Consider the following 24,703-nt stretch of genomic DNA (forward strand, 5'->3'; position numbering starts at 1 on the left):
AGGTGCTACCGGGCCGGCCAACGCGCCGCCGGGGCGGACATGCCGTCGGCGGTGTTGACGGCGGTGTGACGGCGGCGGTGTGACGACGGCGGTCGTGTTGCGGCGGCGGGCCACCGGCGCCACGCCGCCCATGGTGCCACGGACGGCCCCACCGGCCGGCCCGGCGGACGCCCGCCGACCCGGGACGTGTGTCCCGCCCGGCCCGTCGGGCACAATCGCCCCCATGACGAGCCCGGACATCCCCTCCTCCCCGCAGCCCGAGACCGGCCCGGGGTACGCCGACCGCATCTACCGCTCCGGCGCCGCGCTGGCCGGCGGCGCGCTGCTGCTCGGCCTGGCCGGCTGGCTCGGCATCGACGCGATGATCCGCGGCGAGGGGCGCACCCCCTGGTTCGCGCTGGCCGGACTGCTGCTCGCGGTGCCACTCATCGTCGCGTTCACCTTCCGGCCCGCCGTGTTCGCGGGCGAGGACCGGATGCGGGTGCGCAACCCGTTCCGCACCATCACGCTGCCCTGGGGTGCCGTCGAGGGCGTGCGCGCCGGCTACTCCAGCGAAGTCTTCGCGGACGGGAAGACGTTCCAACTGTGGGCGATCCCGGTCTCGCTGCGGGCGCGGAAGAAGACGGCCCGGCGCAGCGCCCGGAGCGCCGCCGCGGACGACGTCCGCGGAGCCGCGCCCGCCGGCGCGGGCCCGGACCGCGCCCCCGCCGACGAGGCCGTGGCCGAACTCGCGGAGCTGGCCGAGCGGCACGCGCGCCGCGAGACGGCGCAGGGGACGGCCGAGGTGCGCTGGGCGTACGAGGTGCTGGCCCCGGCGGCGGCCGGTGCCGTCCTGCTGGCGGTCCTCGCCCTGCTGGGCTGACGCGGCGCGCTCAGCCGGCCGGGCCCGCCGTCCGCCGGCGGAGACGCGGGGCGGACCGGAGCCGGGCGGGACCGGAGCCGGCTCCGCAGGCCGGGTCACAGCCCGGCGGCCGCCGAGAAGTCCACCTTGAGCGCGGCCAGGACCGCCTCCGCGGTGATCCGGGCATCGCTCAGCGCGTCGGGGGCCTCCACCGGGACGACGACCTCCAGGTAGCACTTCAGCTTGGGTTCCGTGCCGCTCGGCCGGACGACGACCCGGGCCGACTCGACCCGGCAGCGTCCGGCGGCCACGGAGCCGCCCGCGAGCGTGTAGCGCAGTCCGTCCGTGGGCGGCAGCTTCGCGCTGCCCCCGGCCAGGTCCTCGGCCCGGGTGACGGGGAGCCCGGCGAGCGTCCCGGGCGGCTGGGCCCGCAGCCGCTCCATGGCGTCGGAGATCACCGACAGATCGGTGACGCGCACGGACAGCTGGTCGGTGGCGTGCAGGCCGTGCTCCAGGGCGAGGTCGTCCAGGAGTTCGGTGAGGTCGCGGCCGGTCGCCTTCAGTTCGGCGGCCAGTTCGGCGATGAGCAGGGCGGCGGTGATGCCGTCCTTGTCGCGTACGCCCTCCGGGTCGACGCAGTAGCCGAGCGCCTCCTCGTAGGCGTAGCGCAGCCCGTCGACGCGGGCCAGCCATTTGAAGCCGGTCAGCGTCTCGTCGTACGGCAGTCCGGCCGCCGCGGCGATCCGGGAGAGCAGGGAGGAGGAGACGATCGTGGTGGCGAAGGAGCCGGACGCCCGCTTGTGCACCAGGTGCTCGGCCAGCAGGGCGCCGACCTCGTCGCCGCGCAGCATCCGCCAGCCGGCCTCGGTGCCGGGCGCGGGGACGGCCACGGCGCAGCGGTCCGCGTCCGGGTCGTTGGCGATGATCAGGTCCGGGGCCGGGGAGGCGGCGCGGGCGGTGGCGAAGGCCAGGTCCATGGCCCCGGGCTCCTCCGGGTTGGGGAAGGCCACGGTGGGGAACGCCGGGTCGGGATCGCCCTGTTCGGGCACGACCACGGGGGCCGGGAAACCGGCCCGCTCGAAGGCGGCGAGCAGGGTGTCGCGGCCGACGCCGTGCAGCGGGGTGTAGACGACGCGGGCGTCCCGCGGGGAGCCGCCGGTGAGCACCGCGTCGGTGCGGGCCAGGTAGGCCTCGACGATCTCGTCGCCGAGCGTTTCCCAGCCGGTCTCCGCGCGGGGCACGTCCGCCAGGCTCCGCACCGCCGCGATCCGGGCCGCGATCTCCGCGTCCGCCGGGGGCACGATCTGCGCGCCGCGCCCGGACTCGCCGCCGAGGTAGACCTTGTAGCCGTTGTCGCGCGGCGGGTTGTGGCTCGCCGTGACGGTCACGCCGGCGACCGCCCCCAGGTGCCGTACGGCGAAGGCCAGGACGGGCGTGGGCAGCGGACGGGGCAGCAGTGCGGCGCGCAGCCCGGCACCGGTCATGACGGCGGCGGTGTCACGGGCGAAGTCGGCGCTCTTGTAGCGGGCGTCGTAGCCGATGACGACGAGGCCGGGACCGCCGTCCGAGGACGCGGCCCGCTCGCGGAGGTACGCGGCGAGGCCGGCGGCGGCACGGATCACCACCGCGCGGTTCATCCGCAGCGGACCCGGGCCCAGCTCGCCGCGGAGGCCGGCGGTGCCGAACTGCAGCATGCCGCCGAAGCGGTCGGCGAGGGCCGCGGTGTCCTCCGCGTCGATGAGCGCGCTCAGCTCCTCGCGGGTCTCGGGGTCAGGATCCTCGGCCAGCCAGGCGCGGGCCTGCCGGATCAGCTCCGCTGTGTCGCTTGCCACTGCCACGTGACGCTCCTGCTGTGTCGTGGACGGCCGGCCCGGTGGACGCGGGCCGCTCGCCCGGGGCTGCGGCCCCTCCGCGCCGGTGCGCGCGGCGGGGCCGGTTGACGGATCTGCGGTGAACGGGTGCTGCACTCCGGGAACCGCACCCGCCGGAACCAGTACCCGGCTTGATCGTCCTCTACCGGTCGGCGGGGGAGCGGAAGGAACCGGGCCGCGCGCGTCGGCTGCTCCGGCGCACGGGTTCCGGCCTGCCCGTGATGAACCGCGCCGGGGAGCTCCGTCCGGGAGAACACCCGCCCGGTTCCCGTCCCAGCGGGCTCGTGCCGCCGGGGCTCGTACGACCGGGGCTCGCGCCGCGAGGGCCCGCGCCCGGGGATCGTGCCGTCCGAGCTCGCGCCCGGGGCTGTGCGGCCGGCCCCGGAGGCCGCTCGGTCCGGACGCCTCTCCGGCCCCGGCCGCGGCTGCCCGACTGTGCGCCGGCGTGTACGGCACGGCTCAGAGGCGGCCGAGGACCTGGGCGAGCAGGCTGCCCATGCGGGTGGCCGAATCACGACCGGCCTGGAGGACCTCTTCGTGGTTGAGCGGCTCGCCGGTCATCCCGGCGGCCAGATTCGTCACCAGGGAGATGCCGAGCACCTCGGCGCCCGCCTCGCGGGCCGCTATGGCCTCCAGGGCCGTCGACATGCCCACGAGGTCGGCGCCCAGGGTGCGGATCATGTTGATCTCGGCCGGGGTCTCGTAGTGCGGGCCGCGGAACTGCGCGTACACGCCCTCCTCGAGGGTGCTGTCGATCTCCCGGCACAGGGCCCGGAGGCGGGCCGAGTAGAGGTCGGTGAGGTCGACGAAGTTGGCGCCCACGATCGGCGACGCCGCCGTGAGGTTGATGTGGTCGCTGATGAGGACCGGCTGGCCGGGGCGCATGCCGGCGCGCAGACCGCCGCAGCCGTTGGTCAGGACGATGGTCTTGCAGCCGGCCGCCACGGCGGTGCGGACCCCGTGGGAGACGGCGGCGACGCCGAGGCCCTCGTAGAAGTGGGTGCGGCCGAGGAAGACCAGTGCCCGCTTCTGCCCGATCCGGTAGGAGCGGATCTTGCCCGCGTGCCCCTCGACGGCGGGCGGCGCGAAGCCGGGCAGCTCGGTGACGGGCACTTCGCACTCCGGCGTTCCCAGCGCGTCCGCGGCGGGGACCCAGCCGGAGCCCATCACCAGGGCGACGTCATGGCTCTCGGCACCGGTCAGCTCGCGCAGGCGGGCGGCGGCGGCGGTGGCGTCGGGCGCGCCGGGGGACTGCGGGGAAGTCTCTGAAGCGTTCACGCGGACGAGGGTAACCCGGTTTGGCCTACGCGCGTAGACGTACGGGGGAGACCCGGCGAAACTCGGCCACCCGGCGAGGGTCCGCACCGCGCGCCGGGGCGCCTCCCGGAAGCGGGCCCGGGAACGCGTGAGAGGGGGCGTGACGCCGTCGGGCGCAGCTGTTCCGGCCGTCCGCGGGCGGCGTGCCCCGTCCGCTCCCGCGCCGGGCCCCGGACACGGGCCCCGGACCCCCGCCGGAGGCGTTCAGCAGGGACGCTTCCGCAGCTCCATCACGTAGTCGTGCGGCGCCCCCGCCGACTCGGCCGCGTCCGCGATCTCCCCGAGGTAGCGCGCGGAGGGCAGTCCGCCCTCGTAGCCGTTGAGGACGTAGATCCAGGCCGCCTCCTCGCCGTCGAGGGTGTGCACCCGCACCCGCATCCGGCGGTATATGTCGAGGCCGACGCCCTCCCAGCGGTCCATGGAGTCCTCGTCCATGGGGGCGATGTCGTAGAGCGCGACGAAGGTCTGCGCGCGCGGTGCCTCGACGATCGTGGCCAGGGCGCCTTCCCAGCCCATCTGCTCCCCGCCGAACGTCAGCCGCCAGCCCGAGAGCCAGCCCGTACCGCGCAGCGGTGAGTGCGGGGCGCGGCGGGACATCAGCCGCGCGTCGAGGTTGCCGGCGTACGCGGCGTAGAGCGACATGACCACGAGGGTACGGGAGGCGGGCCGCGGGTTCGCGGCTTCGTCCCCCTCTCCGCGGCCCGTCCGCACGCCCCGTCCGCCGACCCCCGCCGGGAGGTCTGCGGACGGGTGGGCGACAATGGGACACGTGACTCGGATCGTGATCATCGGTGGCGGACCAGGCGGCTACGAGGCGGCGCTGGTGGCCGCGCAGCTCGGCGCGGAAGTGACCGTCGTGGACACCGACGGTCTCGGCGGCGCGTCGGTGCTGACCGACTGCGTGCCGTCCAAGACGCTGATCGCGACCGCCGAGGTGATGACGACCTTCGACTCCTCCTACGAGGAACTGGGCATCATCGTCGCCGACGACACCCCGCACGTGGAGCAGGCGGCCCGCGTCGTCGGGGTGGACCTCGGCAAGGTCAACCGCCGGGTGAAGCGCCTCGCGCTGGCCCAGTCCCACGACATCACCGCCTCCGTCACCCGCGCCGGCGGCCGGGTGCTGCGCGGCCGGGGCCGGCTGGAGCCCACGCGGGCCGCGGACGGCTCCCGCACGGTGACCGTGCGGTTCGCCGACGGCAGCGAGGAGGCCCTCGTCGCGGACGCCGTGCTGGTCGCCACCGGCGCGCACCCGCGCGAGATCCCCGACGCCCGGCCGGACGGCGAGCGCATCCTCAACTGGACCCAGGTGTACGACCTGGAGGAGCTGCCGGAAGAGCTGATCGTGGTCGGCTCGGGTGTGACCGGCGCCGAGTTCGCCGGCGCGTACCAGGCGCTGGGCTCGCGGGTCACCCTGGTCTCCAGCCGGGACCGGGTGCTGCCCGGCGAGGACCCGGACGCGGCGGCGGTCCTGGAGGATGTCTTCCGGCGGCGCGGCATGAACGTCATGGGCCGCTCCCGCGCGGCCGCCGTGCAGCGCACGGACGACGGGGTCGAGGTGCGGCTGGCCGACGGCCGGACCATCACCGGCTCGCACTGCCTGATGGCGGTCGGCGCGGTCCCCAACACCGGCGGCATCGGCCTGGAGGAGGCCGGGGTCCAGCTCAAGGACTCCGGGCACATCCGCACCGACCGGGTGTCCCGCACCAGCGCGCCGGGCGTGTACGCCGCCGGCGACTGCACGGGCGTCTTCGCGCTGGCCTCCGTGGCGGCGATGCAGGGCCGGATCGCGATGTACCACATCCTCGGCGGCGCGGTCGCGCCGCTGGACCTCAAGACCGTCTCGGCGAACATCTTCACCGACCCCGAGATCGCCACGGTCGGCTACTCGCAGGCCGACATCGACAGCGGCCGCATCGAGGCCCGCTCCGTCAAGCTGCCGCTGCTGCGCAACCCGCGGGCCAAGATGCAGGGCATCCGGGACGGCTTCGTGAAGCTGTTCTGCCGCCCGGGCACGGGGATCGTCGTCGGCGGTGTGGTGGTCGCCCCGCGCGCCAGCGAGCTGATCCACCCGATATCGCTCGCGGTCGACAACAACCTCACCGTGGAGCAGGTCGCCAACACCTTCACGGTCTATCCGTCGCTGTCCGGCTCCATCGCCGAGGTGGCGCGGCAGTTGCACACCCGGAAGAGCGCGGGCGAGGCATAGCCCGGGCGGGTGGAGGATCTCGTATAGCAGGTGGGGAAGCTGCTTGCGGGCAACTTCTGCTATTCGGTGAAAACTGCTGAAAGCAGTTGGTCGATGGCGTTACTGTCAGTTTCGTGTTCGCTGCAGAACGTCGCCAATTGATCCTTGAAATGGTGCGCGCCAACGGAGCGGTGTCGCTCCGGGAGCTCGCCCGCGTCGTCCAGACCTCCGAAGTGACCGTACGGCGGGATGTGCGGGCACTGGAGGCAGAAGGGCTGCTCGACCGCCGCCATGGCGGTGCGGTCCTGCCCGGGGGCTTCAGCCGGGAGTCCGGCTTCCCGCAGAAGTCCCACCTCGCCAGCGCCGAGAAGACCGCCATCGCCGATCTCGCGGCGAGCCTCGTCACCGAGGGGGAGGCGATCGTCGTCGGCGCCGGCACCACCACGCAGGAGCTGGCCCGCCGGCTCGCCCGCGTGCCCGGTCTGACCGTCGTCACCAACTCCCTGCTCGTCGCCCAGGCACTCGCCCACGCCAACCGGGTCGAGGTCGTCATGACGGGCGGCACCCTGCGCGGCTCGAACTACGCCCTGGTCGGCAGCGGGGCCGAGCAGTCCCTGCAGGGGCTGCGGGTCTCCCGCGCCTTCCTGTCGGGCAGCGGGCTGACCGCCGAGCGCGGGCTCTCCACCTCCAACATGCTGTCGGCCAGCGTGGACCGGGCGCTGGTCCAGGCGGCCGGCGAGGTCGTGGTCCTGGCCGACCACACCAAGCTGGGCACCGACACCATGTTCCAGACGGTGCCCACCGAGGTGATCACCCGGCTGGTCACGGACGAGCCGCCCGCCCACGACGACCGGGCCGCCACCGAACTCCAGGCCCTGGCCGACCAGGGCGTGCAGATCGCGGTGGCCGGAGCGGCGGGCGGCGGCGCGGAGAGCGGCGGGCAGACCGGCCGAAGACCGCGCCGGATGGCCTCCCCACCGCCCGTCGCCGCCACGACGGACGACCTGCCACTCCCCGGGCAGCGCCGGGCCCACCCGGCGGGCGGCCCGCCGCCCCAGCTGCGCAGCGCCGCCTCCCTGGCCGAACAGCCGTCGGGCAACGGCCGGGTGGCGGACCTGCGCCGCCGCTGAGCGGCGGGCACCGACGCCGTACGGTGCCCGCCGCCCGGCGCGCGGCGTATGTCAGGAGGCCGGGCGGAGGCCGTGGAGGGTGAGGGTGAGCAGCCGGTCCGCCAGGCCGGTGTCGTCCGGGCTCTCCTCGGCGGCGATCGCGATGGCGTTGGTCAGCTGCAGCAGATCACCGATGCCCACCTCGGGCCGTACGCTTCCGGCCCGCTGGGCCCGGGCCAGCAGGGCGCCGCCCGCGGCGCGCACCGGCACGCTGCAGGAGGAGAGTTCGCAGCTGCCGTCGGGGGAGGCCGTCATCAGGGTGCGGGAGAGGCCGCGGTAGGTGACGGCGTGGCCGATGAGGGCCCGCAGCCAGTCGAGCAGCGCGGCGCACGGCTCGCCGGCGTCCAGCAGCTCCCGCCCGCGGGCCACCAGGGCGTCGGCCTCGCTCTGGAAGACGGCGCTGATCAGCGCGCGGCGGCTGGGGAAGTGCCGGTAGAGGGTGCCGACGCCGACGCCCGCGCGGCGCGCCACGTCCTCCAGCGAGGTGTCCGTGCCGTGCTCGGTGAAGGCCGACCGGGCCACGCTCAGCAGCCGCTCGTGGTTCCGCCGCGCGTCCGCGCGCATGGGACGCCCCGCCGTCCGGGCCGTGTCCGCCGTCATCGCCGCCGGTCCTCCCCTCACTCTGCCGGCCGTGTGCGTCCCAGGATGCCACCGCCGGGCGGGTGCGCGACGGCCGAACGCCCCGGCCGGTGGTCCCGGTGGCCGTCCCGTACGCCGTCCCGGAGGGCCGTCCCCCGCGCCCCGGCCCGGCCCGGTCCGTGGTGCGGCGCCGGCGCCCCCGGGAACGCCGCAGCCCCGGCCGTCGGGCCGGGGCTGCGGCGTGCGCTGGATCCGCCGTGCGGGGCGGGGTCAGTCCTTGATCTCGCAGATGACGGCGCCGGAGGAGAGCGCCGCGCCGACCTCGGCGGCGAGGCCCTTGACGGTGCCGGAGCGGTGCGCGTTGAGCGGCTGCTCCATCTTCATGGCCTCCAGGACGACGATCAGGTCGCCCTCGTTGACCTGCTGGCCCTCCTCCACGGCGACCTTGACGACCGTGCCCTGCATGGGGGAGGCGAGGGTGTCGCCCGAGGCGGCCGCGCCGGCCTTCTTCGCGGCCTTCCGCTTGGGCTTCTTCTGCCCGGCGGCCGGGGAGGACGCCACGCCGAGGGAGGCCGGGAGGGAGACCTCCAGGCGCTTGCCGCCGACCTCGACCACGACCGTCTCGCGGCTCTCGGCCTCGGCGTCGTCGGAGCCGGGGGCCGCGAACGGCGGGATCTCGTTGGTGAACTCGGTCTCGATCCACCGGGTGTGGATGGTGAACGGCTCGGCGGACCCGTCCAGTTCGGGGGCGAAGGCCCGGTCCTCGACCACCGCGCGGTGGAAGGGGATCGCGGTGGCCATGCCCTCGACCTTGAACTCGGCCAGCGCGCGGGCGGCCCGCTGCAGGGCCTGCTGCCGGGTGGCGCCGGTGACGATCAGCTTGGCGAGCAGGGAGTCCCAGGCCGGGCCGATGACCGAGCCGGACTCGACACCGGCGTCCAGCCGGACGCCCGGGCCGGACGGCGGGGCGAAGGTGCTGACGGTGCCGGGCGCGGGGAGGAAGTTGCGCCCCGGGTCCTCGCCGTTGATGCGGAACTCGAAGGAGTGGCCGCGCACGGCCGGGTCCCCGTAGCCGAGCTCCTCGCCGTCGGCGATCCGGAACATCTCGCGGACCAGGTCGATGCCGGTGACCTCCTCGGTGACCGGGTGCTCGACCTGGAGACGGGTGTTGACCTCCAGGAAGGAGATCGTGCCGTCGGCGCCGACGAGGAACTCGACGGTGCCCGCGCCGACGTAGCCGGCCTCCTTGAGGATCGCCTTGGAGGCGCGGTACAGCTCGGCGTTCTGCTCCTCGGAGAGGAACGGCGCGGGGGCCTCCTCGACGAGCTTCTGGTGCCGGCGCTGGAGCGAGCAGTCACGGGTGGAGACGACCACCACGTTGCCGTGGGTGTCGGCGAGGCACTGGGTCTCGACGTGCCGCGGCTTGTCCAGGTAGCGCTCGACGAAGCACTCGCCGCGGCCGAAGGCGGCGACCGCCTCGCGCACCGCGGAGTCGTACAGCTCGGGCACCTCTTCCAGGGTGCGGGCGACCTTCAGGCCGCGGCCGCCGCCGCCGAAGGCGGCCTTGATGGCGATCGGCAGGCCGTGCTGCTCGGCGAAGGCCACGACCTCCTCCGCGCCCGAGACCGGGTCGGGGGTGCCGGCCACCAGGGGCGCGCCGGCCCGCTGGGCGATGTGCCGGGCCGCGACCTTGTCACCGAGGTCGCGGATGGCCTGCGGGGGCGGGCCGATCCAGGTCAGGCCCGCGTCCATGACCGCCTGGGCGAACTCGGCGTTCTCCGAGAGGAAGCCGTACCCGGGGTGGATGGCGTCCGCGCCGGACTCGGCGGCGGCGTTGAGCACTTTGGACATGTCCAGATAGCTGGCCGCCGGGGTGTCACCACCCAGCGCGTAGGCCTCGTCGGCCGCGCGGACGTGCAGAGCGTCCCGGTCCGGATCGGCGTAGACGGCTACGCTCGCGATCCCGGCGTCCCGGCAGGCGCGGGCAACGCGGACAGCGATTTCGCCACGGTTGGCGATGAGCACCTTGCGCACGATGGCTCCCTCCTTGAAACAAGGCGAGTTTAGGGACTGCCGACACGCCATGCCGAGGCGCCCCAGGGGGTGAGCTTCCCCACACGCAGGGTCAGGCCACCGGTGTCCAACTGCTGAAAGTCCTTGTCGTGCAAGGATAAGCGGCCCCCGCCGGGGTCGTGGCCGAGTGCCGGTGTGGGCAAGGTCTCTGTCGGTGCCCCAGGTGACCGGGTGGATTTTTTTGTGGGATCCCTACGAAGCCCGGCGGGAAACTTTGCCGGGTGATCCTTTCCTCGCGGCTGCCGCCGCAGACCCCTTGTCCTACGGCATTACCCGTTAGTAGCGTGCCGCACGTCGTCTGATACTCGAGGTAACAGACCGAGCGGTGGGAAATGGGGTGGGTTCGGTGGCTCGCAGACCGGTGGCGCTCGTGGCGGCGGTGGTGCTGATGGCCGAGGCGCTGGGCATCGTCTGGCTGCACTGGTTTCTGGGGAAGGTCGTGGCCGGCCAGCGCATGTCGCTCGCCGGCCTCGACCCGGACCACATGTCGACCGGCACCCTGGCGCTGGGCATCGGCTTCGGGCTCTACCTGTTCACCTGCGGGGCGGTCCTGCTGCTCAGCGCGGTGCGCGACCGGGCGCCGGGCCGCTTCTTCCGCGTCCTGCTGATCGCCTGCGCGGTGGTGCACGCGCTGCTGGGCGCGCTGACGGTCGGCCTGGTCGGCTGGGGCGCGTTCGCCTTCATGATGCTGGTGTTCGGGCTGGTCGTGCTCGCGCTGATCGCCTACGGGGAGCCGGGCCGCGGCCGGGCCGCCAAGGGCGGCGCCGCGGGAGCGGGCGGCGGCGGAGCCGGCGGGCCGGCCGGACCCGCCGGCGCGGGACCCACCGGCACGGTGCCGGGTCCCCAGCCGCCGTTCGTGCCGGGCGGCGCCGGACCAGCCTGAGCGAACCGGCGTCCCGGGCCGTCGGATGCCGGCGCTGTCGGTGCCGGCGCCGAACGTCGCGCCACGGTGAGGAGTGCGCTGCCTTCGGCCGGCGTCCGTCGCAGGGCCCCGGCGTCCGCCGCCCGGCGCGGGACCGCGGAGGCGCGGTCCGTCCCGTGCGGTCCCGCCTCGCGGCTGCGTCCGGCCCTGCGGCATGCGGCTCCGGAGGGCCGGCTCAGGCGGCCGGCGGCTCCGGCTCCCGGACCCACAGGTCCGTAATCCGCAGGTCCAGGTCGGCGAGGAGCGCGCGCAGGGTCGGCAGGGACAGTCCTATGACGTTGCCCGGATCGCCGTCGATACCGTCGATGAACGGCGCCGACCGCCCGTCGAGTGTGAACGCGCCCGCCACGTGCAGGGGTTCACCGCTGGCGACGTAGGCGGCGATCTCCTCGTCCGACGGCTCGCCGAACCGTACGGTCGTGGACGCGGTCGCCGAGACCTGCCGTCCGCTCACCGTGTCGATGACGCAGTGCCCGGTGCGCAGCACGCCCGAGCGGCCCCGCATGGACTTCCAGCGGGCCGTCGCGTCCTCCGCGCCGTCCGGCTTGCCGAGCGCCTGCCCGTCCAGGTCCAGCACCGAGTCGCAGCCGACGACGAGCGCGCCGGAGGCCTCGGCCCGGCCGGCCACCGCGGCGGCCTTGGCCTCCGCCAGCAGGCGGGCGAGTTCGCCCGGGGTCGGCGCGGTCAGCGCGTCCTCGTCCACTCCGCTCACGATGACCTCGGGGGCCAGCCCCGCCTGCCGGAGCAGGGCGAGGCGGGCCGGGGAGCGGGAGGCGAGGACGAGCGTGCGGCGGGCGGCGGATGCGTTGTTCGGCATGCGCGACAGCGTATAGAAGCGGCTCCGCGTCAGCCCTGGAAGCCCAGGAGGAGCAGCAGGACCACGACGACCGCGACGGCGAGCACCCCTCCGGCCCGCCGCAGCATCTCCTCGGTGTCGCGGAGGTCCCGGGGCGGTTCGTCGGAGGGGTCGGACCAGAGCATGCATTCGATGATCCGGCCGAAAAGGCGGTGCCGCCTGAGTACGGATACTCAGGCGGCACCGCCCCGTTGCGGCCCGGCCGGGCCTCAGCGCGGCCAGTACGAGCTGCGCCAGGCCGTGGGGCCCGGATGCGGCAGCCTGCGGCCCGGCACGTTCCTCGCCGGGTCGGCCCACTCGTCCAGCTGCTCGGGCGCCTCCGCGGCGGACGAGGCCGCCGAGGCGCGTGCCTGGACCACCGCCAGTGCGGCGGCCAGCTCCTCCGGGGTCGGATTGCCCCGTACCACCTTGAACATCGCCGGCCTTCCCTTCCGTTGACCCGTCGACCCGTCGACCCGGTGACCCGTTGGTTCCCTTGTTCCCTGCCCGTTCCGCGTGTGCCCGGGACGGCTACAGCGGGATGTTGCCGTGCTTCTTCGGCGGCAGGGACTCGCGCTTGGAGCGCAGGGTGCGCAGGCCCCGGGTGATGTGGCGGCGGGTCTCGGACGGCATGATCACCGCGTCCACGTAGCCCCGCTCGGCCGCGACGTATGGGTTGAGCAGCGTGTCCTCGTACTCGGCGATGAGCCGCTGCCGCAGCTCCTCCTGCGCCTCGGGCGTCTCGGCGGCGGCGAGCGTCCTGCGGTGCAGGATGTTCACCGCGCCCTGGGCGCCCATCACCGCGACCTGGGCGGTGGGCCAGGCGAGGTTGAGGTCGGCGCCGAGGTGCTTGGAGCCCATGACGTCGTACGCGCCGCCGAACGCCTTGCGGGTGATGACCGTGATCAGCGGGACGGTCGCCTCCGCGTAGGCGTAGATCAGCTTGGCGCCGCGCCGGATGATGCCGCCGTACTCCTGCTCGACGCCGGGGAGGAAGCCCGGGACGTCGACGAAGGTGATCACCGGCACGTTGAAGGCGTCGCAGGTGCGCACGAAGCGCGCGGCCTTCTCGGAGGCGTCGATGTCCAGGCAGCCGGCGAACTGCATCGGCTGGTTGCCGACGATGCCGACGGGGTGGCCCTCGACCCGGCCGAAGCCGGTGATGATGTTCGGCGCGAAGAGCGCCTGGGTCTCCAGGAACTCGCCGTCGTCCAGGACGTGTTCGACGATGGAGCGCATGTCGTACGGCTGGTTCGCCGAGTCCGGGATGATCGCGTCCAGCTCGCGGTCCTCGTCGGAGGTCTCCAGGTCGGCCTCCTCGGGGAAGGCCGGGGGCTCGCTGAGGTTGTTCGAGGGGAGGTAGGACAGGAGCGCCTTGACGTACTCGATGGCGTCCTTCTCGTCACCCGCCATGTGGTGCGCCACGCCCGAGGTGGAGTTGTGGGTGCGGGCGCCGCCCAGCTCGTCGAAGCCGACGTCCTCGCCGGTGACCGTCTTGATGACGTCCGGGCCGGTGATGAACATGTGCGAGGTCTGGTCGACCATCACCGTGAAGTCGGTGATCGCGGGGGAGTAGACCGCGCCGCCCGCGCAGGGGCCGACGATCAGGGAGATCTGCGGGATCACCCCGGAGGCGTGGGTGTTGCGGCGGAAGATCTCGCCGTAGAGGCCGAGGGCGCTGACGCCCTCCTGGATGCGGGCGCCGCCGGAGTCGTTGATGCCGATGACCGGGCAGCCGTTCTTCAGCGCGAAGTCCATCACCTTGACGATCTTCTGGCCGAAGACCTCGCCGAGGGCGCCGCCGAAGACGGTGAAGTCCTGGGAGAACACGGCCACCGGGCGGCCGTCGACGGTGCCGTAGCCCGTCACCACGCCGTCACCGTACGGGCGGTTCTTCTCCAGGCCGAAGTTGGTGGAGCGGTGCCGGGCGAACTCGTCCAGCTCGACGAACGAGCCCTCGTCGAGCAGCAGGTCGATCCGCTCCCGAGCCGTCAGCTTGCCCTTGGCGTGCTGTTTCTCGACGGCGCGCTGCGAGCCGGCGTGCGTGGCCTCGCCGATGCGCCGCTGCAGGTCCGCGATCTTTCCCGCGGTGGTGTGAAGGTCGATTTCCGGCTCGGACATCGGGATGCGGCTCCTGCTCGTCCTGGTGGGGGTTACCTGGGTTACCGCCTCGTAGGGTATCGGCGACGCTGTGTCCCGCGAGTGCGGCGTTGGCCACATCTCCGCAGGCCGGGTACCGCGCGCGGAGGGGCGCGCGGGGCGAGCGGGCGGTCAGCGCGCGCTCCCGGTGCGCGGGGGCGCGGCGGGGTGTGGGCGATCGCACAGGGGCGGGCGGAGCGTGTTGAGGACGCGACGGGCCGTCCTCCCGCCCGCCGGCACGCCGGCCGGCCGTTCCCTGCCTACGCTGGCCCCATGACTGCCACACCGTCCGGCGGATCCGCGCCGGAGCCGTCCGGCCGCTGGTCCGACCTGGAGCGGCCGCCGCTGAACGCCACCGCGCTGCGCCGCGCCCTCGTCCGCCCCGGCGGGCTGTGGACCTCGCTGGACGTCGTCGAGGTCACCGGCTCCACCAACACCGATCTGGCGGAACGGGCCGCGGCCGGGGACGTCCCCGAGGGCGCGGTGCTCGTCTCGGAGGAGCAGTCGGCGGGCCGCGGCCGGCTGGACCGCCACTGGGTGGCGCCGGCCCGCTCCGGGATCTTCGTCTCCGTCCTGCTGCGGCCGGGCCCCGCCGTGCCCGTCACCCGCTGGGGCTGGCTGCCGCTGCTCGCCGGGGTGGCGACGGCGACCGCCGTGTCCCGCGCCGGGGGCACCGACACCGCGCTGAAGTGGCCCAACGACCTGCTGGTCACGGTGGACGGGGAGGAGCGCAAGGCCGGCGGCGTGCTCTCCGAGAGCGTCGGCGAGGGAGGCGTCGTCCTCGGCATCGGCCTCAACGTGTCGCTGGGCGCGGCCGAACTCCCCGTGCCCGGCGCGGGCTCCCTCGCCCTGGCCGGAGCAATCTCCACGGACCGCGACCCGATTCTGCGGGCCGTCCTCCGGTCACTCGAACAGTGGTACGGCGACTGGCGCGCGGTTGACGGCGACCCGTCGCGCAGCGGACTCCTGGAGGCATACACGGCCGGCTGCGCCACCCTCGGCCGGGCGGTCCGCGCCGAGCTGCCCGGCGGCCGGGAGATCAGCGGTGAGGCGGTCGCCCTGGACGAGGACGGACGGCTGGTGCTGCGGACCCCGGAGGGCGGCCGGGAGGCCGTCGGCGCGGGTGACATCGTGCACCTGCGGCCCCGCGGGTGAGGCGGCCGCCGGAGAGAGTGAGCCAGCACACACCTGACGTATCGTTGAGGCGGCCGGGGACAGCGTCCCGGGCCCGTCCGGGTGGCGGACCCGGACGGCGCGGCGAGATGTGATCGGAAGGCCTGTGCGCAGGGATCGGACAGGGGGCGGGCAGTGATCGTCGACGACGCGGGCGCCGGCGAGGGCTCGGAAGGACCGGATGCCGGCGGGGCCCCCGGCCGCGGCGCGGGCACGGCCGGCGGCGAGCGGACCGCCGCGGGCCCCGGCGGCTCGGAGGGCTCGGAGGGCTCGGAGGGCTCGGACGAAGGTCCGCCTCCCGGCGGGGAGCGGCCGGACGCGGCGGGCGCGCCCCCGGTGCCGCCCGGGGCCGGGGCCCCGTACACCGCGAACGCCTTCGCGGGCTCCCACGACTCCGACGAGGTGGAGGAGACCGAGGACAACCCCCTCGCGATCCGCCTGGAGCAGCTGATCCTGGGCGCCGAGCGGCAGTACACCCCCTTCCAGGCGGCCCGCAGCGCCGGGGTCTCGATGGAGCTGGCCTCCCGCTTCTGGCGCGCCATGGGCTTCGCCGACATCGGCCAGGCCCGGGCGCTGACGGAGGCCGACGTGCTGGCGCTGCGGCGGCTGGCGGGCCTGGTGGAGGCGGGGCTGCTCAGCGAGCCGATGGCCGTCCAGGTCGCCCGTTCCACCGGCCAGACCACGGCCCGGCTCGCCGATTGGCAGATCGAGGGCTTCCTGGAGGGCCTCACCGAGCCGCCCGAGCCGGGGATGACCCGCACCGAGGTCGCGTATCCGCTGGTCCAGCTGCTGCTGCCGGAGCTCCAGGAGTTCCTGGTCTATGTGTGGCGGCGGCAGCTCGCGGCGGCCGCCGGGCGCGTCATCCAGACCCAGGACGACGAGGAGATGGTGGACCGCCGGCTGGCCGTCGGCTTCGCGGACCTCGTCGGCTTCACCCGGCTCACCCGGCGGCTGGAGGAGGAGGAACTCGGCGAGCTCGTCGAGGCGTTCGAGACGACCGCGGCGGATCTGGTCGCGGCCCGCGGCGGACGGCTCATCAAGACCCTCGGAGACGAGGTGCTGTACGCGGCGGACGACGCGGGCACGGCCGCCGAGATCGGGCTGCGGATGATCGAGACGCTGGCCAGCGACGAGACCATGCCGGAGCTGCGGGTCGGTATCGCCTTCGGCACCGTCACCACGCGCATGGGGGACGTCTTCGGCACGACGGTGAACCTCGCGAGCCGCCTCACGTCGATAGCGCCGAAGGACTCGGTGCTGGTGGACGAGGCGTTCGCGGCGGAGCTGATGCGGTCCGGAGACGCGCCGGAGTCGGAGGCCGAGGCGGCCGCGGCGGAGAAGGAGGGCGCGGAGCCGCCGCACCCGTACCGCTTCGCGCTCCAGCCGATGTGGCAGCGTCCGGTCCGCGGCCTCGGCGTCGTCGAACCCTGGCTCCTCACCCGCCGCCCCGGGTGACGGACGGGGCACCGGCCGGCGGAGCCGCAGCGGGGCTCGACCGCGCGGCCCGACCGCTCGCAGCCGCGGCGGAGCCGGAGTATCGGGCGGAGCCCGTCGGGGACGGGCGGCGGGGCGCGGGGCATCCGGTGCCGTACGCGGCCCGGCGGGAGGCCGTGGCGCGCGGGACCGCCGGCGACACCGCACAGGGCGGAGCCGCCGCACCGGGATCCGGGGAAGCCCGTACCCGGGGAAGCCTCCGCCTCAGGGGGGAGCCCGTCCGAGAGCGGCAGGACCCGCGCCGGAGGGTCACCGGCCGCGGAACCGCCGTCGTTCCGGGCCCGGGGCCGGAGCCGCCGGCGAGGCGTCGGCCATCCGTACGACCGGGTCGTCCGGGCCCTCGTCCCCGGCCACGACCGGTCCCTCCGCCCGGGCCGCCTTCGCCCGGTACTGCGCCGCGTCGGCCAGCCGGAACAGCCGCCGCGCGGACGCCACGGGCCCGATCGGCTGCCCCGTCGAGGCGACCCCGCAGGCGACGCCCTCACCGAGATCCAGCTTGGCCGCGCGGTGGCACAGCTCGGTCGCGGCCCGCACCACCTCCTCGGTGGGCGGACCGACGGCGACGAGGCAGAACTCGTCACCGCCCAGCCGTGCCGCCAGCGCCCCGGGGAGCATCGCCCCGCACATCGACAGCACGGAGCCGAAACGCTCCAGCAGCCGGTCGCCGACCGCGTGCCCCAGGGTGTCGTTGACCTGCTTGAGCCCGTTGATGTCGCAGACCACGAGGCTCACCACGGTGCCGTCCGCCCGGTGACGCTCCAGCGCCTCCTCCAGCGTGACGTCCACGGCCCGGCGGTTGGCCAGGCCGGTCAGCGGGTCGGTGAAGGCGAGCCGGCGGGCCTCCGCCAGCCGCTCGGTCTGGGCGATCCCGGAGGCGGCCACCGCGGCGAGGACCGTGGCGAAGCGCGCGTCCTCCCGGCCGAAGACGGAGGCGCCGGCGGGCCGGGCCACGTACAGCTCGCCCCAGGCGCGGCCGTGCAGCACGATCGGCGCGACCACGCAGCAGCCCCGGCCGCGCCGCCGGAGCGCTGCGCGGCGCTGATGGCAGTACGAGCCGGGCCCGCGGTCGCAGGGCGGGCCGTCCGCGGTCTCCACCCAGGCGTCGGTCTCGCCGCCGCCCGCCCAGCGGTCGTGCAGGAATTCGGCGATCTCGGGGAAGTCCCGGACGGGATACGACTCGTCCTGAGGGAACTCCTCCTCGCCCGGGGTGAGTTCGCCGACGTTCACCAGGACCCGGAGCCGGCCCTTCTCCCGCTCCCACGCGGAGATCGCGGCGAAGGACCCGCCGAGGGCGCCGCACGCCCCGAGGGCCGCGGCGCGTGCCGTCTCGCGGGGGGTCTGGGCGGCGGCCATCGCCTGGGCCAGCGCCACCACGGCGGCCAGCCGTGCGTCGCCCCCGCCGTCACCAGCCACCCGGCACCTCGCGTTCCGTCACTGTGGGCACACCGTTCACCCCAGACTAGGAACATTTCCCGGTGAGCGCCCTCCTGGGGAGGGCTTCTTCTCCGGTCCGAGACCCGCCCGATGCCGCTCCGCCGCCGGCCGGCGCGGAAGCCGCCGCCCGGACCCGCCGCGGAGCCGGCCGGCGCCGGCCCGGATCACTCCCCGGGCCAGTCCGGAGTCCGCTTCTCGTTGAAGGCCGCGACGCCCTCCGCGCGGTCGCCGGAGAAGGCCACCGTCCGCCAGGCGCCGTCCTCCACGTCCAGACCGGTGCGCAGATCCAGCCCGTGCCCCAGCCGCAGGGCGCGCTTGGCCGCGCGCAGGCCGACCGGGGAGTTGGCGGCGATGCGGGCCGCGAGGGCGAGGGCCTCCTCGCGGTCCCGGCCCTCGTCCGCGAGCTGGTCGACGAGGCCCAGGGACAGTGCCTCGGCGGCGGCCACCCGCCGCCCGGTGAAGATCAGTTCGGCGGCCCGCGCGGCACCGACCCGGCGCGGCAGCAGCTGCGTGCCCCCGCCGCCCGGGATCACGCCGACGGACACCTCCGGGAGCCCGACCACGGCCGTGGGGTCGGCGACGATCAGATCGCAGGAGAGGGCGATCTCGAAGCCGCCGCCGAGGGCGAAGCCGTGCACGGCGGCGATCGTGGGCACCGGCAGTTCCAGGACGCCGGTGTAGGCGGCCCGGTTGACCGGCCGCTGGCGCAGCAGTTCGGCGTCCGTGAAGGAGTTGCGCTCCTTCAGGTCGGCGCCGACGCAGAAGGCGCGCTCGTGGCTGGAGGTCAGCACCACGGCCCGCGCCGAGGGGTCGGCGGCGAGGGCGTCGCAGGCCTCGGTGAGGCGGCGGGCCAGCTCGGTGGAGACGGCGTTCATGGCCCGGGGGCGGTCGAGGACGAGCTCCGCCACATGGGTGCCGTGCCGCCGGACGGCGATCCACTCGCCGTACCGCACCTCGTCCGCCGCGCCGCTCATGGCCGTCTCCTGTTCCCGTCGCCCGTCGTTCACCGTGTTAACGATCGTTCATCCGATCATGTCAGGGAAGGGGCGGACGGACCAGACCGGTGCCGGGCGGCTGTGCGGGCGTGCCGGTGGGCATGGCGTGCGGGTCCGCGTTCCGCGTCGTGACAGAACATGATTCAGAACTTAGGGTGCCTGAATATGACTATGCACACCGTGGTGCTGGGAGACTCCGGCACCGGCGCGGACGACGTGATCGCCGTGGCCCGCGGCGGGGCCCGGGTCGAGCTGTCCGCCGGAGCCCGCGACGCGCTCGCCGCCTCCCGGCGGGTCATCGACGCCCTCGCCGCCCGCCCGGAGCCCGTGTACGGCGTCTCCACCGGCTTCGGCGCCCTGGCCGTCCGCCACATCAGCCCCGAGCTGCGCGGCCGGCTCCAGCGCAACATCGTCCGCTCGCACGCCGCGGGCATGGGCCCCCGCGTGGAGCGTGAGGTCGTCCGGGCCCTGATGTTCCTGCGGCTCAAGACCCTGGCCTCGGGGCGTACGGGGGTGCGGCCGCTCGTCGCCGAGACCATGGCCGCACTGCTCAACGCCGGCATCACCCCGGTCGTCCACGAGTACGGCTCCCTCGGCTGCTCCGGCGACCTGGCACCGCTCTCCCACTGCGCCCTGGCCCTCATGGGCGAGGGAGACGCGGAAGGGCCCGACGGCACCGTGCGCCCGGCGTCCGAACTGCTCGCCGAGCACGGCATCGCCCCGCTCGACCTGCGCGAGAAGGAGGGGCTGGCACTCCTCAACGGCACCGACGGGATGCTCGGCATGCTCGTCATGGCCAATGCCGACCTCGCCCGCCTCCTCACCTCCGCCGACATCACCGCCGCCCTCTCCCTGGAGGCGCTGCTCGGCACCGACCGGGTCCTCGCCCCGGAGCTGCACGCCGTCCGCCCGCACCCGGGCCAGGCCGCCAGCGCGGACAACATGCTGCGGATGCTCGCCGGCTCGGGACTCACCGGCCACCACCAGACCGGCTACGACGGCCTCCGGGCAGCCCCCCGCGTCCAGGACGCCTACTCGGTGCGCTGCGCGCCGCAGGTCGCCGGCGCGGGCCGGGACACCCTCGCGCACGCCCGTCTCGTCGCCGACCGGGAACTCGCCGCCGCCGTGGACAACCCGGTCGTGCTCCCCGACGGGCGCGTCGAGTCCAACGGGAACTTCCACGGCGCGCCTGTGGCCTACGTGCTGGACTTCCTGGCCGTGGCCGCCGCCGACCTGGCGTCCATCGCCGAGCGCCGCACGGACCGGCTGCTCGACAAGAACCGCTCCTACGGGCTGCCGGCCTTCCTCGCCGGCGACCCGGGAGTCGACTCCGGGCTGATGATCGCCCAGTACACGCAGGCGGCGCTGGTCAGCGAGCTGAAGCGGCTGGCCGTCCCGGCCTCCGTCGACTCGATTCCGTCCTCCGCGATGCAGGAGGACCATGTCTCGATGGGCTGGTCGGCCGCGCGCAAACTGCGCACGGCGCTCGGCAACGTGAGCCGCGTCCTCGCGGTGGAACTGGTCGCCGCCACCCGCGCCATCGAACTGCGCGAGGGGCTCACCCCCGCCCCCGCCACCCGGGCCGTACTGGAGGCGGTGCGCGCGGCGGGCGTCGCGGGCCCGGGCGGGGACCGCTTCCTGGCCCCCGATCTGGCCGCCGCGGACGCCTTCGTGGCCTCGGGGGCCCTGGTGGCGGCCGCGGAGTCGGTCACCGGGCCGCTGGCCTGACGGCCGGAGGGGCGCCGGTCCGTCCGGGGCGGCGCCCGGTGCTCAGGCGACGGTGCGCGAGCGGCGTCCCGCGGAGGAGACCAGCGCGGCGCCCAGGCCCAGGAAGAGGGTGCCGCCCAGCAGATACGGGGTGGTGTCGACGCTGCCGGTGTCGGCCAGCGCGAGCTCCTCTGCGTCCGTGACCGTCTCTCCCGCGGCGGATCCGGAACCCGCGGCGGGATCCGCCTCCCCGGCCGACGACTGGCTCTGCGTCCCGATATCGGCCTGTCCGACGGACGGAGCCGTGCTCTGGTCGACGGTCGCGTTCGCGGACGGGACGAACCACAGCGCGAGCAGCATGGCCCCCGCGGCGGAGGCGGTCAGCAGTGGTCGGCGTGCGGACACGTCATGGACCCCTTGCGGTGCAGGTTGGTTGAGCGGCCGCTCCGATAGTAGTGAAGGGCGCGGGTCATGGGAAAGTCCGGGAGCCGAGCGGTACTCTCACCAGTGTCCTGCCTGCCGGGGATCGTCCGTTCCTGCTGTGATTCGCGGCAGTTGGGGAGGTCCGGCCGCGGCGGGGCCCGGGAAACCGGAAGCAGCGGAAGCGGGCCGTCCGGGAGGGATGGGAGCCCGCGGACGCGGGCAGGCGCCCCACACGGCAGGCGTCTCGACACGAAGGGGTGAGGAACGGCGCGGGACAACCGGTCACTCTTCGGAGGGCCGTGTCCGGATCGGAGCGCACGTGGCGTGCGCCACACTTCCGAGACCCGTGGAACGGGTCGGCGGGTCAGGGTGTTCTTTCTGAGTACTGGCCGGGGCGCCGCCTCGCGGCGTCCGGTCGCGACCCGGGGACAGTAGCAATGGAGAAGCGTGTGATGACGACAGGTAAGCGGCGGAAAGCGGTCGTCGCCGCCGCCGCGCTGCTCAGCGGCGTGCTGACGCTCACCGCCTGCGGGGGTGGCGACGGCGCTGGCTCCGACGGCAAGGGCGGGGACAGCGGCGACAGCGGCAAGCAGTCGCAGGTCGACCGGGCGGCCGCCAAGAAGGCCTCCGACGCCCGAATAAAGATCAGCCCCAAGAACGGCACCGACAACGCGGGCATCAACAACGACGTCAAGGTCACCGTCACCAAGGGCAAGCTCTCCGCGGTGTCGATGACGGCCGTCGCCTCCGGCGCGGAGGTCCCCGGAACCCTGGCCGCCGACGGCAAGAGCTGGAAGCCGGACGGCGCGCTGGAGCGTTCGACCAAGTACAAGATCACCGCCACCGCCGAGGACACGGAGGGCCGCAAGGCCACCGAGCACTCCACCTTCACCACCGTCTCCCCGGACAACAGCTTCCTCGGGTACTACACGCCCGAGGCCGACTCCACCGTGGGCGTCGGGATGCCCGTGTCGATCAACTTCGACAAGAGCATCCAGAACAAGAAGGCCGTGCAGTCCGCGATCGAGGTCAACACCACCAGCGGCCAGGAGGTCGTCGGCCACTGGTTCGGCACCCAGCGGCTCGACTTCCGGCCCAAGGAGTACTGGAAGGCCGGCTCCACGGTCACCGTCAAGCTCAACCTCGACGGCGTCGAGGGATCGCCCGGGGTGAAGGGCGTCCAGAGCAAGTCGTTCAGCTTCAAGATCGGCCGCAGCCAGGTCTCCACCGTCGACGTCAAGAACAAGACGATGTCGGTCGTGCGGGACGGCAAGGAGATCAAGAACTTCAAGATCTCCGCGGGCAGTTCCGAGAACCCGACGTACAACGGCCAGATGGTGATCTCCGAGAAGTTCAAGGAGACCCGGATGAACGGCGCCACCGTCGGCTTCACGGACGACGACGGCAAGGGCGAGTACGACATCAAGGACGTGCCGCACGCCATGCGGCTCTCCACCTCCGGCACCTTCATCCACGGCAACTACTGGGGCGCCGACTCCATCTTCGGCCAGACCAACACCAGCCACGGCTGCGTCGGTCTGAACGACGTCAAGGGCGCGGACGACCCCGGCCAGGACGGTGCCTGGTTCTACACGCAGTCGCTCATCGGCGATGTCGTGACCGTGAAGAACTCCCCGGACAAGGAGATCGCCCCGGACAACGGCCTCAACGGCTGGAACATGGACTGGGACGAGTGGGTCGCCGGTAGCGCGATCTGATCCGCGCCGGAGCGATCCGGAAACGCACGCGACGCGCACGGAGCGCGGAGCGCGACGCACCACCGCCGGGCGGTGGCCGACAGGACCGTCGGCCGCCGCCCGGCGCGCGTCCGCCGGTCCCCGGGAGCCGGCCGGCCGTGCGCGCCGGATCAGGCCCGGGCGTCCGGGCCGCGCGTGGCGGAAGCGGCGGACGGATCGGCCGGCTTCCCGGAGGCGGGTCCCCGTCCGGCGGCGGGTCGGTTTCTCACCCGGCTCTCATCCGGGCCTCAGACCTCCCTCACCGCGGCCTCCTACCGTCGCCGCATGTTCCTCACCTACCTACGGCGCGAGGTGCGCCGCCGCAGGAAAGCGGCGCTCGTCGTCGCCTCCGGCCTCGCCCTGGGCATCGCCCTCGTCATCGTCGTCACCTCCGTCTCCGCGGGGATGAAGCAGGCCCAGGGCCGGGTCCTGGAGTCGCTGTACGGACTCGGCACCGACATGACCGTCACCAAGGCGCAGGAGCAGCCCGAGGACGGTGAGGCCCCGCAGCGCCCGCGCTTCCGATTCGACGCCGGCGAGGAGGGCGAGGAGCAGAGCGAGGACCGGCTGATGGTGCAGGGGTTCGAGACACTCGCCGCGAGCACCGTCGGGAAGGTGGCCGGGCAGGAGGGCGTCGCCGACGCGGCCGGTGGCCTCAGCCTGGTGCAGCTGACGATCAGCGGCAGCTTCGAACGCGGCGAGACCGGCGCCGCGCCCGGCTCCGGCACCGGGCCCGGTGCCGGGAACGGGGGAGGGGCCGGCGGCGGGGGCGGCGAAATCCGCGGCGGCGGCGCCGACTTCGGCATCGAGTCCTTCACCGTCTACGGCACGGACGTCGCCGAGCCCGCCCTCGGACCGCTGACCTCCTCCGCCCTCACCGAGGGCCGCACCTTCACCGCCGGCGACACGAAGGCCGGGGTCGCCGTCGTCGACAACGCCTACGCCCAGCGGGAGGACCTGGCGGTCGGCGACGACATCACCGTCAAGGGAACCGAGTTCGAGGTCATCGGCATCGCGACCGCCGACAGCGGTTCCGCCGCCGCCGACGTCTACATCCCGCTCCAGCGGGCCCAGACCCTGTCCGGTTCCGAGGACGAGATCACCACCGTCTATGTCCGGGCCGAGGACTCACAGGCCCTCGGCGCGGTGAAGTCGGCCATCCAGAAGAACGTGACGGGGACGACCGTCACCACCTCCGAGGACCTGGCCGCGACCGTCTCCGGTTCCCTCGGCACCGCCGCCGGCCTCGCGTCGAGCGTCGGGAAGTGGCTGTCCGCCGTCGTTCTGGCAGCGGCCTTCCTGGTGGCGGGGCTGCTGACCTCCTCGGCCGTGAGCCGGCGCGTACGGGAGTTCGGCACTCTCAAGGCACTGGGCTGGAAGAGCGGGCGGGTGACCCGGCAGGTCGTCGGCGAGGCCGTGGTCAACGGACTCCTCGGCGGGGCTCTCGGTATCGCCCTCGGCCTCGGCGGCGCTCATCTCATCACCGCGTTCAGTCCCGGGCTCACCGCCGAACTCGCCCGCGGGGCGGGGCTGTCCGGCGGTGGCCGGCCGGCCGCCGGTCCCGGGGGCGGACCGGGCGGTGGTGGTGGCGGCGGACCCTTGGCACAGAGCATCGACATCGCCCTGACCGCGCCCGTCGCCCTGGGCACCATCGGGCTCGCGGTCGGCCTCGCGGTGGCCGGCGGGCTGGTCGCCGGAGCCTTCGGCGGCTGGCGCGCCGCCCGGCTGCGCCCGGCCGACGCCCTCAGGCGCGTCACCTGACCGGGGCCTTCCGGCTCACCCCGGCCCCGGCTCATACCGGCCCCGG

Annotated in this window: 21 protein-coding genes; 9 read left to right on the top strand and 12 right to left on the bottom strand. The window is 74.4% G+C overall.

Features of this window, described 5'->3' with window-relative positions; genetic code table 11:
- Positions 1-223: 223 nt before the first annotated feature.
- Positions 224-862 (top strand): PH domain-containing protein, encoded by a 639-nt coding sequence (locus tag IF83_RS0125470; protein ID WP_030548020.1) that lies wholly within the window; start codon positions 224-226, stop codon positions 860-862.
- Positions 863-957: 95 nt separating this feature from the next.
- Here the strand turns inward: IF83_RS0125470 and IF83_RS0125475 are convergent, their stop codons facing one another.
- The 3 genes from IF83_RS0125475 to IF83_RS0125485 all read right to left on the bottom strand — a co-directional run bounded on the left by IF83_RS0125475 (position 958) and on the right by IF83_RS0125485 (position 4,671).
- Positions 958-2,673 carry a phospho-sugar mutase gene (locus IF83_RS0125475; protein ID WP_030548021.1) on the bottom strand — a complete coding sequence of 572 codons (1,716 nt, stop codon included), beginning with the start codon at positions 2,671-2,673 and terminating at the stop codon, positions 958-960.
- A gap of 498 nt (positions 2,674-3,171) precedes the next feature.
- Complete coding sequence (locus tag IF83_RS0125480; RefSeq protein ID WP_030548022.1) at positions 3,172-3,990, bottom strand: purine-nucleoside phosphorylase; 819 nt, start codon at positions 3,988-3,990, stop codon at positions 3,172-3,174.
- A 243-nt stretch (positions 3,991-4,233) separates the two neighbouring features.
- Positions 4,234-4,671 carry a gamma-glutamylcyclotransferase gene (locus IF83_RS0125485; protein WP_030548023.1) on the bottom strand — a complete coding sequence of 146 codons (438 nt, stop codon included), beginning with the start codon at positions 4,669-4,671 and terminating at the stop codon, positions 4,234-4,236.
- A gap of 118 nt (positions 4,672-4,789) precedes the next feature.
- On the opposite strand from IF83_RS0125485, the gene IF83_RS0125490 reads away from it, so the two are divergent.
- Both IF83_RS0125490 and IF83_RS0125495 read left to right on the top strand, forming a co-directional pair.
- Complete coding sequence (locus IF83_RS0125490; RefSeq protein ID WP_030548024.1) at positions 4,790-6,238, top strand: NAD(P)H-quinone dehydrogenase; 1,449 nt, start codon at positions 4,790-4,792, stop codon at positions 6,236-6,238.
- A gap of 149 nt (positions 6,239-6,387) precedes the next feature.
- Positions 6,388-7,347 carry a DeoR/GlpR family DNA-binding transcription regulator gene (locus IF83_RS0125495; RefSeq protein WP_030548025.1) on the top strand — a complete coding sequence of 320 codons (960 nt, stop codon included), beginning with the start codon at positions 6,388-6,390 and terminating at the stop codon, positions 7,345-7,347.
- A gap of 51 nt (positions 7,348-7,398) precedes the next feature.
- Here IF83_RS0125495 and IF83_RS0125500 read toward each other — a convergent pair whose 3' ends face one another.
- The gene (locus IF83_RS0125500; protein WP_030548026.1) at positions 7,399-7,986 is read right to left on the bottom strand and encodes a TetR/AcrR family transcriptional regulator; all 588 of its coding nucleotides are present in this window, start codon (positions 7,984-7,986) and stop codon (positions 7,399-7,401) included.
- Between the two features lie 249 nt (positions 7,987-8,235).
- The gene (locus tag IF83_RS0125505) at positions 8,236-9,999 is read right to left on the bottom strand and encodes an acetyl/propionyl/methylcrotonyl-CoA carboxylase subunit alpha (RefSeq protein ID WP_030548027.1); all 1,764 of its coding nucleotides are present in this window, start codon (positions 9,997-9,999) and stop codon (positions 8,236-8,238) included.
- A gap of 385 nt (positions 10,000-10,384) precedes the next feature.
- Between IF83_RS0125505 and IF83_RS30670 the strand changes: the two genes are divergently transcribed.
- A complete protein-coding gene (locus IF83_RS30670; RefSeq protein ID WP_167343625.1) occupies positions 10,385-10,921 on the top strand; it encodes a hypothetical protein in 537 nt (178 codons plus the stop codon).
- Between the two features lie 214 nt (positions 10,922-11,135).
- Here the strand turns inward: IF83_RS30670 and IF83_RS0125515 are convergent, their stop codons facing one another.
- The 4 genes from IF83_RS0125515 to IF83_RS0125530 form a co-directional block, all read right to left on the bottom strand.
- Positions 11,136-11,777 (bottom strand): nucleoside triphosphate pyrophosphatase, encoded by a 642-nt coding sequence (locus tag IF83_RS0125515; RefSeq protein ID WP_030548029.1) that lies wholly within the window; start codon positions 11,775-11,777, stop codon positions 11,136-11,138.
- A 29-nt stretch (positions 11,778-11,806) separates the two neighbouring features.
- The gene (mmpB, locus tag IF83_RS35375; RefSeq protein ID WP_279617232.1) at positions 11,807-11,941 is read right to left on the bottom strand and encodes a morphogenic membrane protein MmpB; all 135 of its coding nucleotides are present in this window, start codon (positions 11,939-11,941) and stop codon (positions 11,807-11,809) included.
- Positions 11,942-12,025: 84 nt separating this feature from the next.
- Positions 12,026-12,232: an acyl-CoA carboxylase subunit epsilon gene (locus tag IF83_RS0125525; RefSeq protein ID WP_030548030.1), complete on the bottom strand. Its 207-nt coding sequence runs from the start codon at positions 12,230-12,232 to the stop codon at positions 12,026-12,028.
- Between the two features lie 94 nt (positions 12,233-12,326).
- Positions 12,327-13,916 carry an acyl-CoA carboxylase subunit beta gene (locus tag IF83_RS0125530; RefSeq protein ID WP_030548031.1) on the bottom strand — a complete coding sequence of 530 codons (1,590 nt, stop codon included), beginning with the start codon at positions 13,914-13,916 and terminating at the stop codon, positions 12,327-12,329.
- Positions 13,917-14,207: 291 nt separating this feature from the next.
- Here IF83_RS0125530 and IF83_RS0125535 point away from each other — a divergent pair, with 291 nt between their 5' ends.
- Positions 14,208-15,089, top strand: a complete 882-nt coding sequence (locus tag IF83_RS0125535) for a biotin--[acetyl-CoA-carboxylase] ligase (protein ID WP_030548032.1) — start codon at positions 14,208-14,210, stop codon at positions 15,087-15,089.
- Between the two features lie 153 nt (positions 15,090-15,242).
- Positions 15,243-16,562 (top strand): adenylate/guanylate cyclase domain-containing protein, encoded by a 1,320-nt coding sequence (locus IF83_RS0125540; RefSeq protein WP_078843863.1) that lies wholly within the window; start codon positions 15,243-15,245, stop codon positions 16,560-16,562.
- Positions 16,563-16,850: 288 nt separating this feature from the next.
- Here the strand turns inward: IF83_RS0125540 and IF83_RS0125545 are convergent, their stop codons facing one another.
- Positions 16,851-17,954, bottom strand: a complete 1,104-nt coding sequence (locus tag IF83_RS0125545) for a sensor domain-containing diguanylate cyclase (protein WP_051723403.1) — start codon at positions 17,952-17,954, stop codon at positions 16,851-16,853.
- Between the two features lie 245 nt (positions 17,955-18,199).
- Positions 18,200-19,009, bottom strand: a complete 810-nt coding sequence (locus IF83_RS0125550; protein ID WP_030548035.1) for an enoyl-CoA hydratase/isomerase family protein — start codon at positions 19,007-19,009, stop codon at positions 18,200-18,202.
- Between the two features lie 192 nt (positions 19,010-19,201).
- Here IF83_RS0125550 and hutH point away from each other — a divergent pair, with 192 nt between their 5' ends.
- Positions 19,202-20,758: a histidine ammonia-lyase gene (gene hutH, locus IF83_RS0125555; protein ID WP_030548036.1), complete on the top strand. Its 1,557-nt coding sequence runs from the start codon at positions 19,202-19,204 to the stop codon at positions 20,756-20,758.
- 42 nt (positions 20,759-20,800) lie between these two features.
- Here hutH and IF83_RS0125560 read toward each other — a convergent pair whose 3' ends face one another.
- Positions 20,801-21,142, bottom strand: a complete 342-nt coding sequence (locus tag IF83_RS0125560; RefSeq protein ID WP_030548037.1) for a hypothetical protein — start codon at positions 21,140-21,142, stop codon at positions 20,801-20,803.
- 470 nt (positions 21,143-21,612) lie between these two features.
- On the opposite strand from IF83_RS0125560, the gene IF83_RS0125565 reads away from it, so the two are divergent.
- A complete protein-coding gene (locus tag IF83_RS0125565; RefSeq protein WP_030548039.1) occupies positions 21,613-22,878 on the top strand; it encodes a L,D-transpeptidase in 1,266 nt (421 codons plus the stop codon).
- Positions 22,879-23,181: 303 nt separating this feature from the next.
- The gene (locus tag IF83_RS0125570; RefSeq protein ID WP_030548041.1) at positions 23,182-24,657 is read left to right on the top strand and encodes an ABC transporter permease; all 1,476 of its coding nucleotides are present in this window, start codon (positions 23,182-23,184) and stop codon (positions 24,655-24,657) included.
- The last annotated feature ends 46 nt before the right edge of the window (positions 24,658-24,703 follow it).

The organism is Streptomyces albus subsp. albus, assembly GCF_000719865.1.
In the GTDB taxonomy this organism is placed as follows: Bacteria; Actinomycetota; Actinomycetes; order Streptomycetales; family Streptomycetaceae; genus Streptomyces; species Streptomyces albus_E.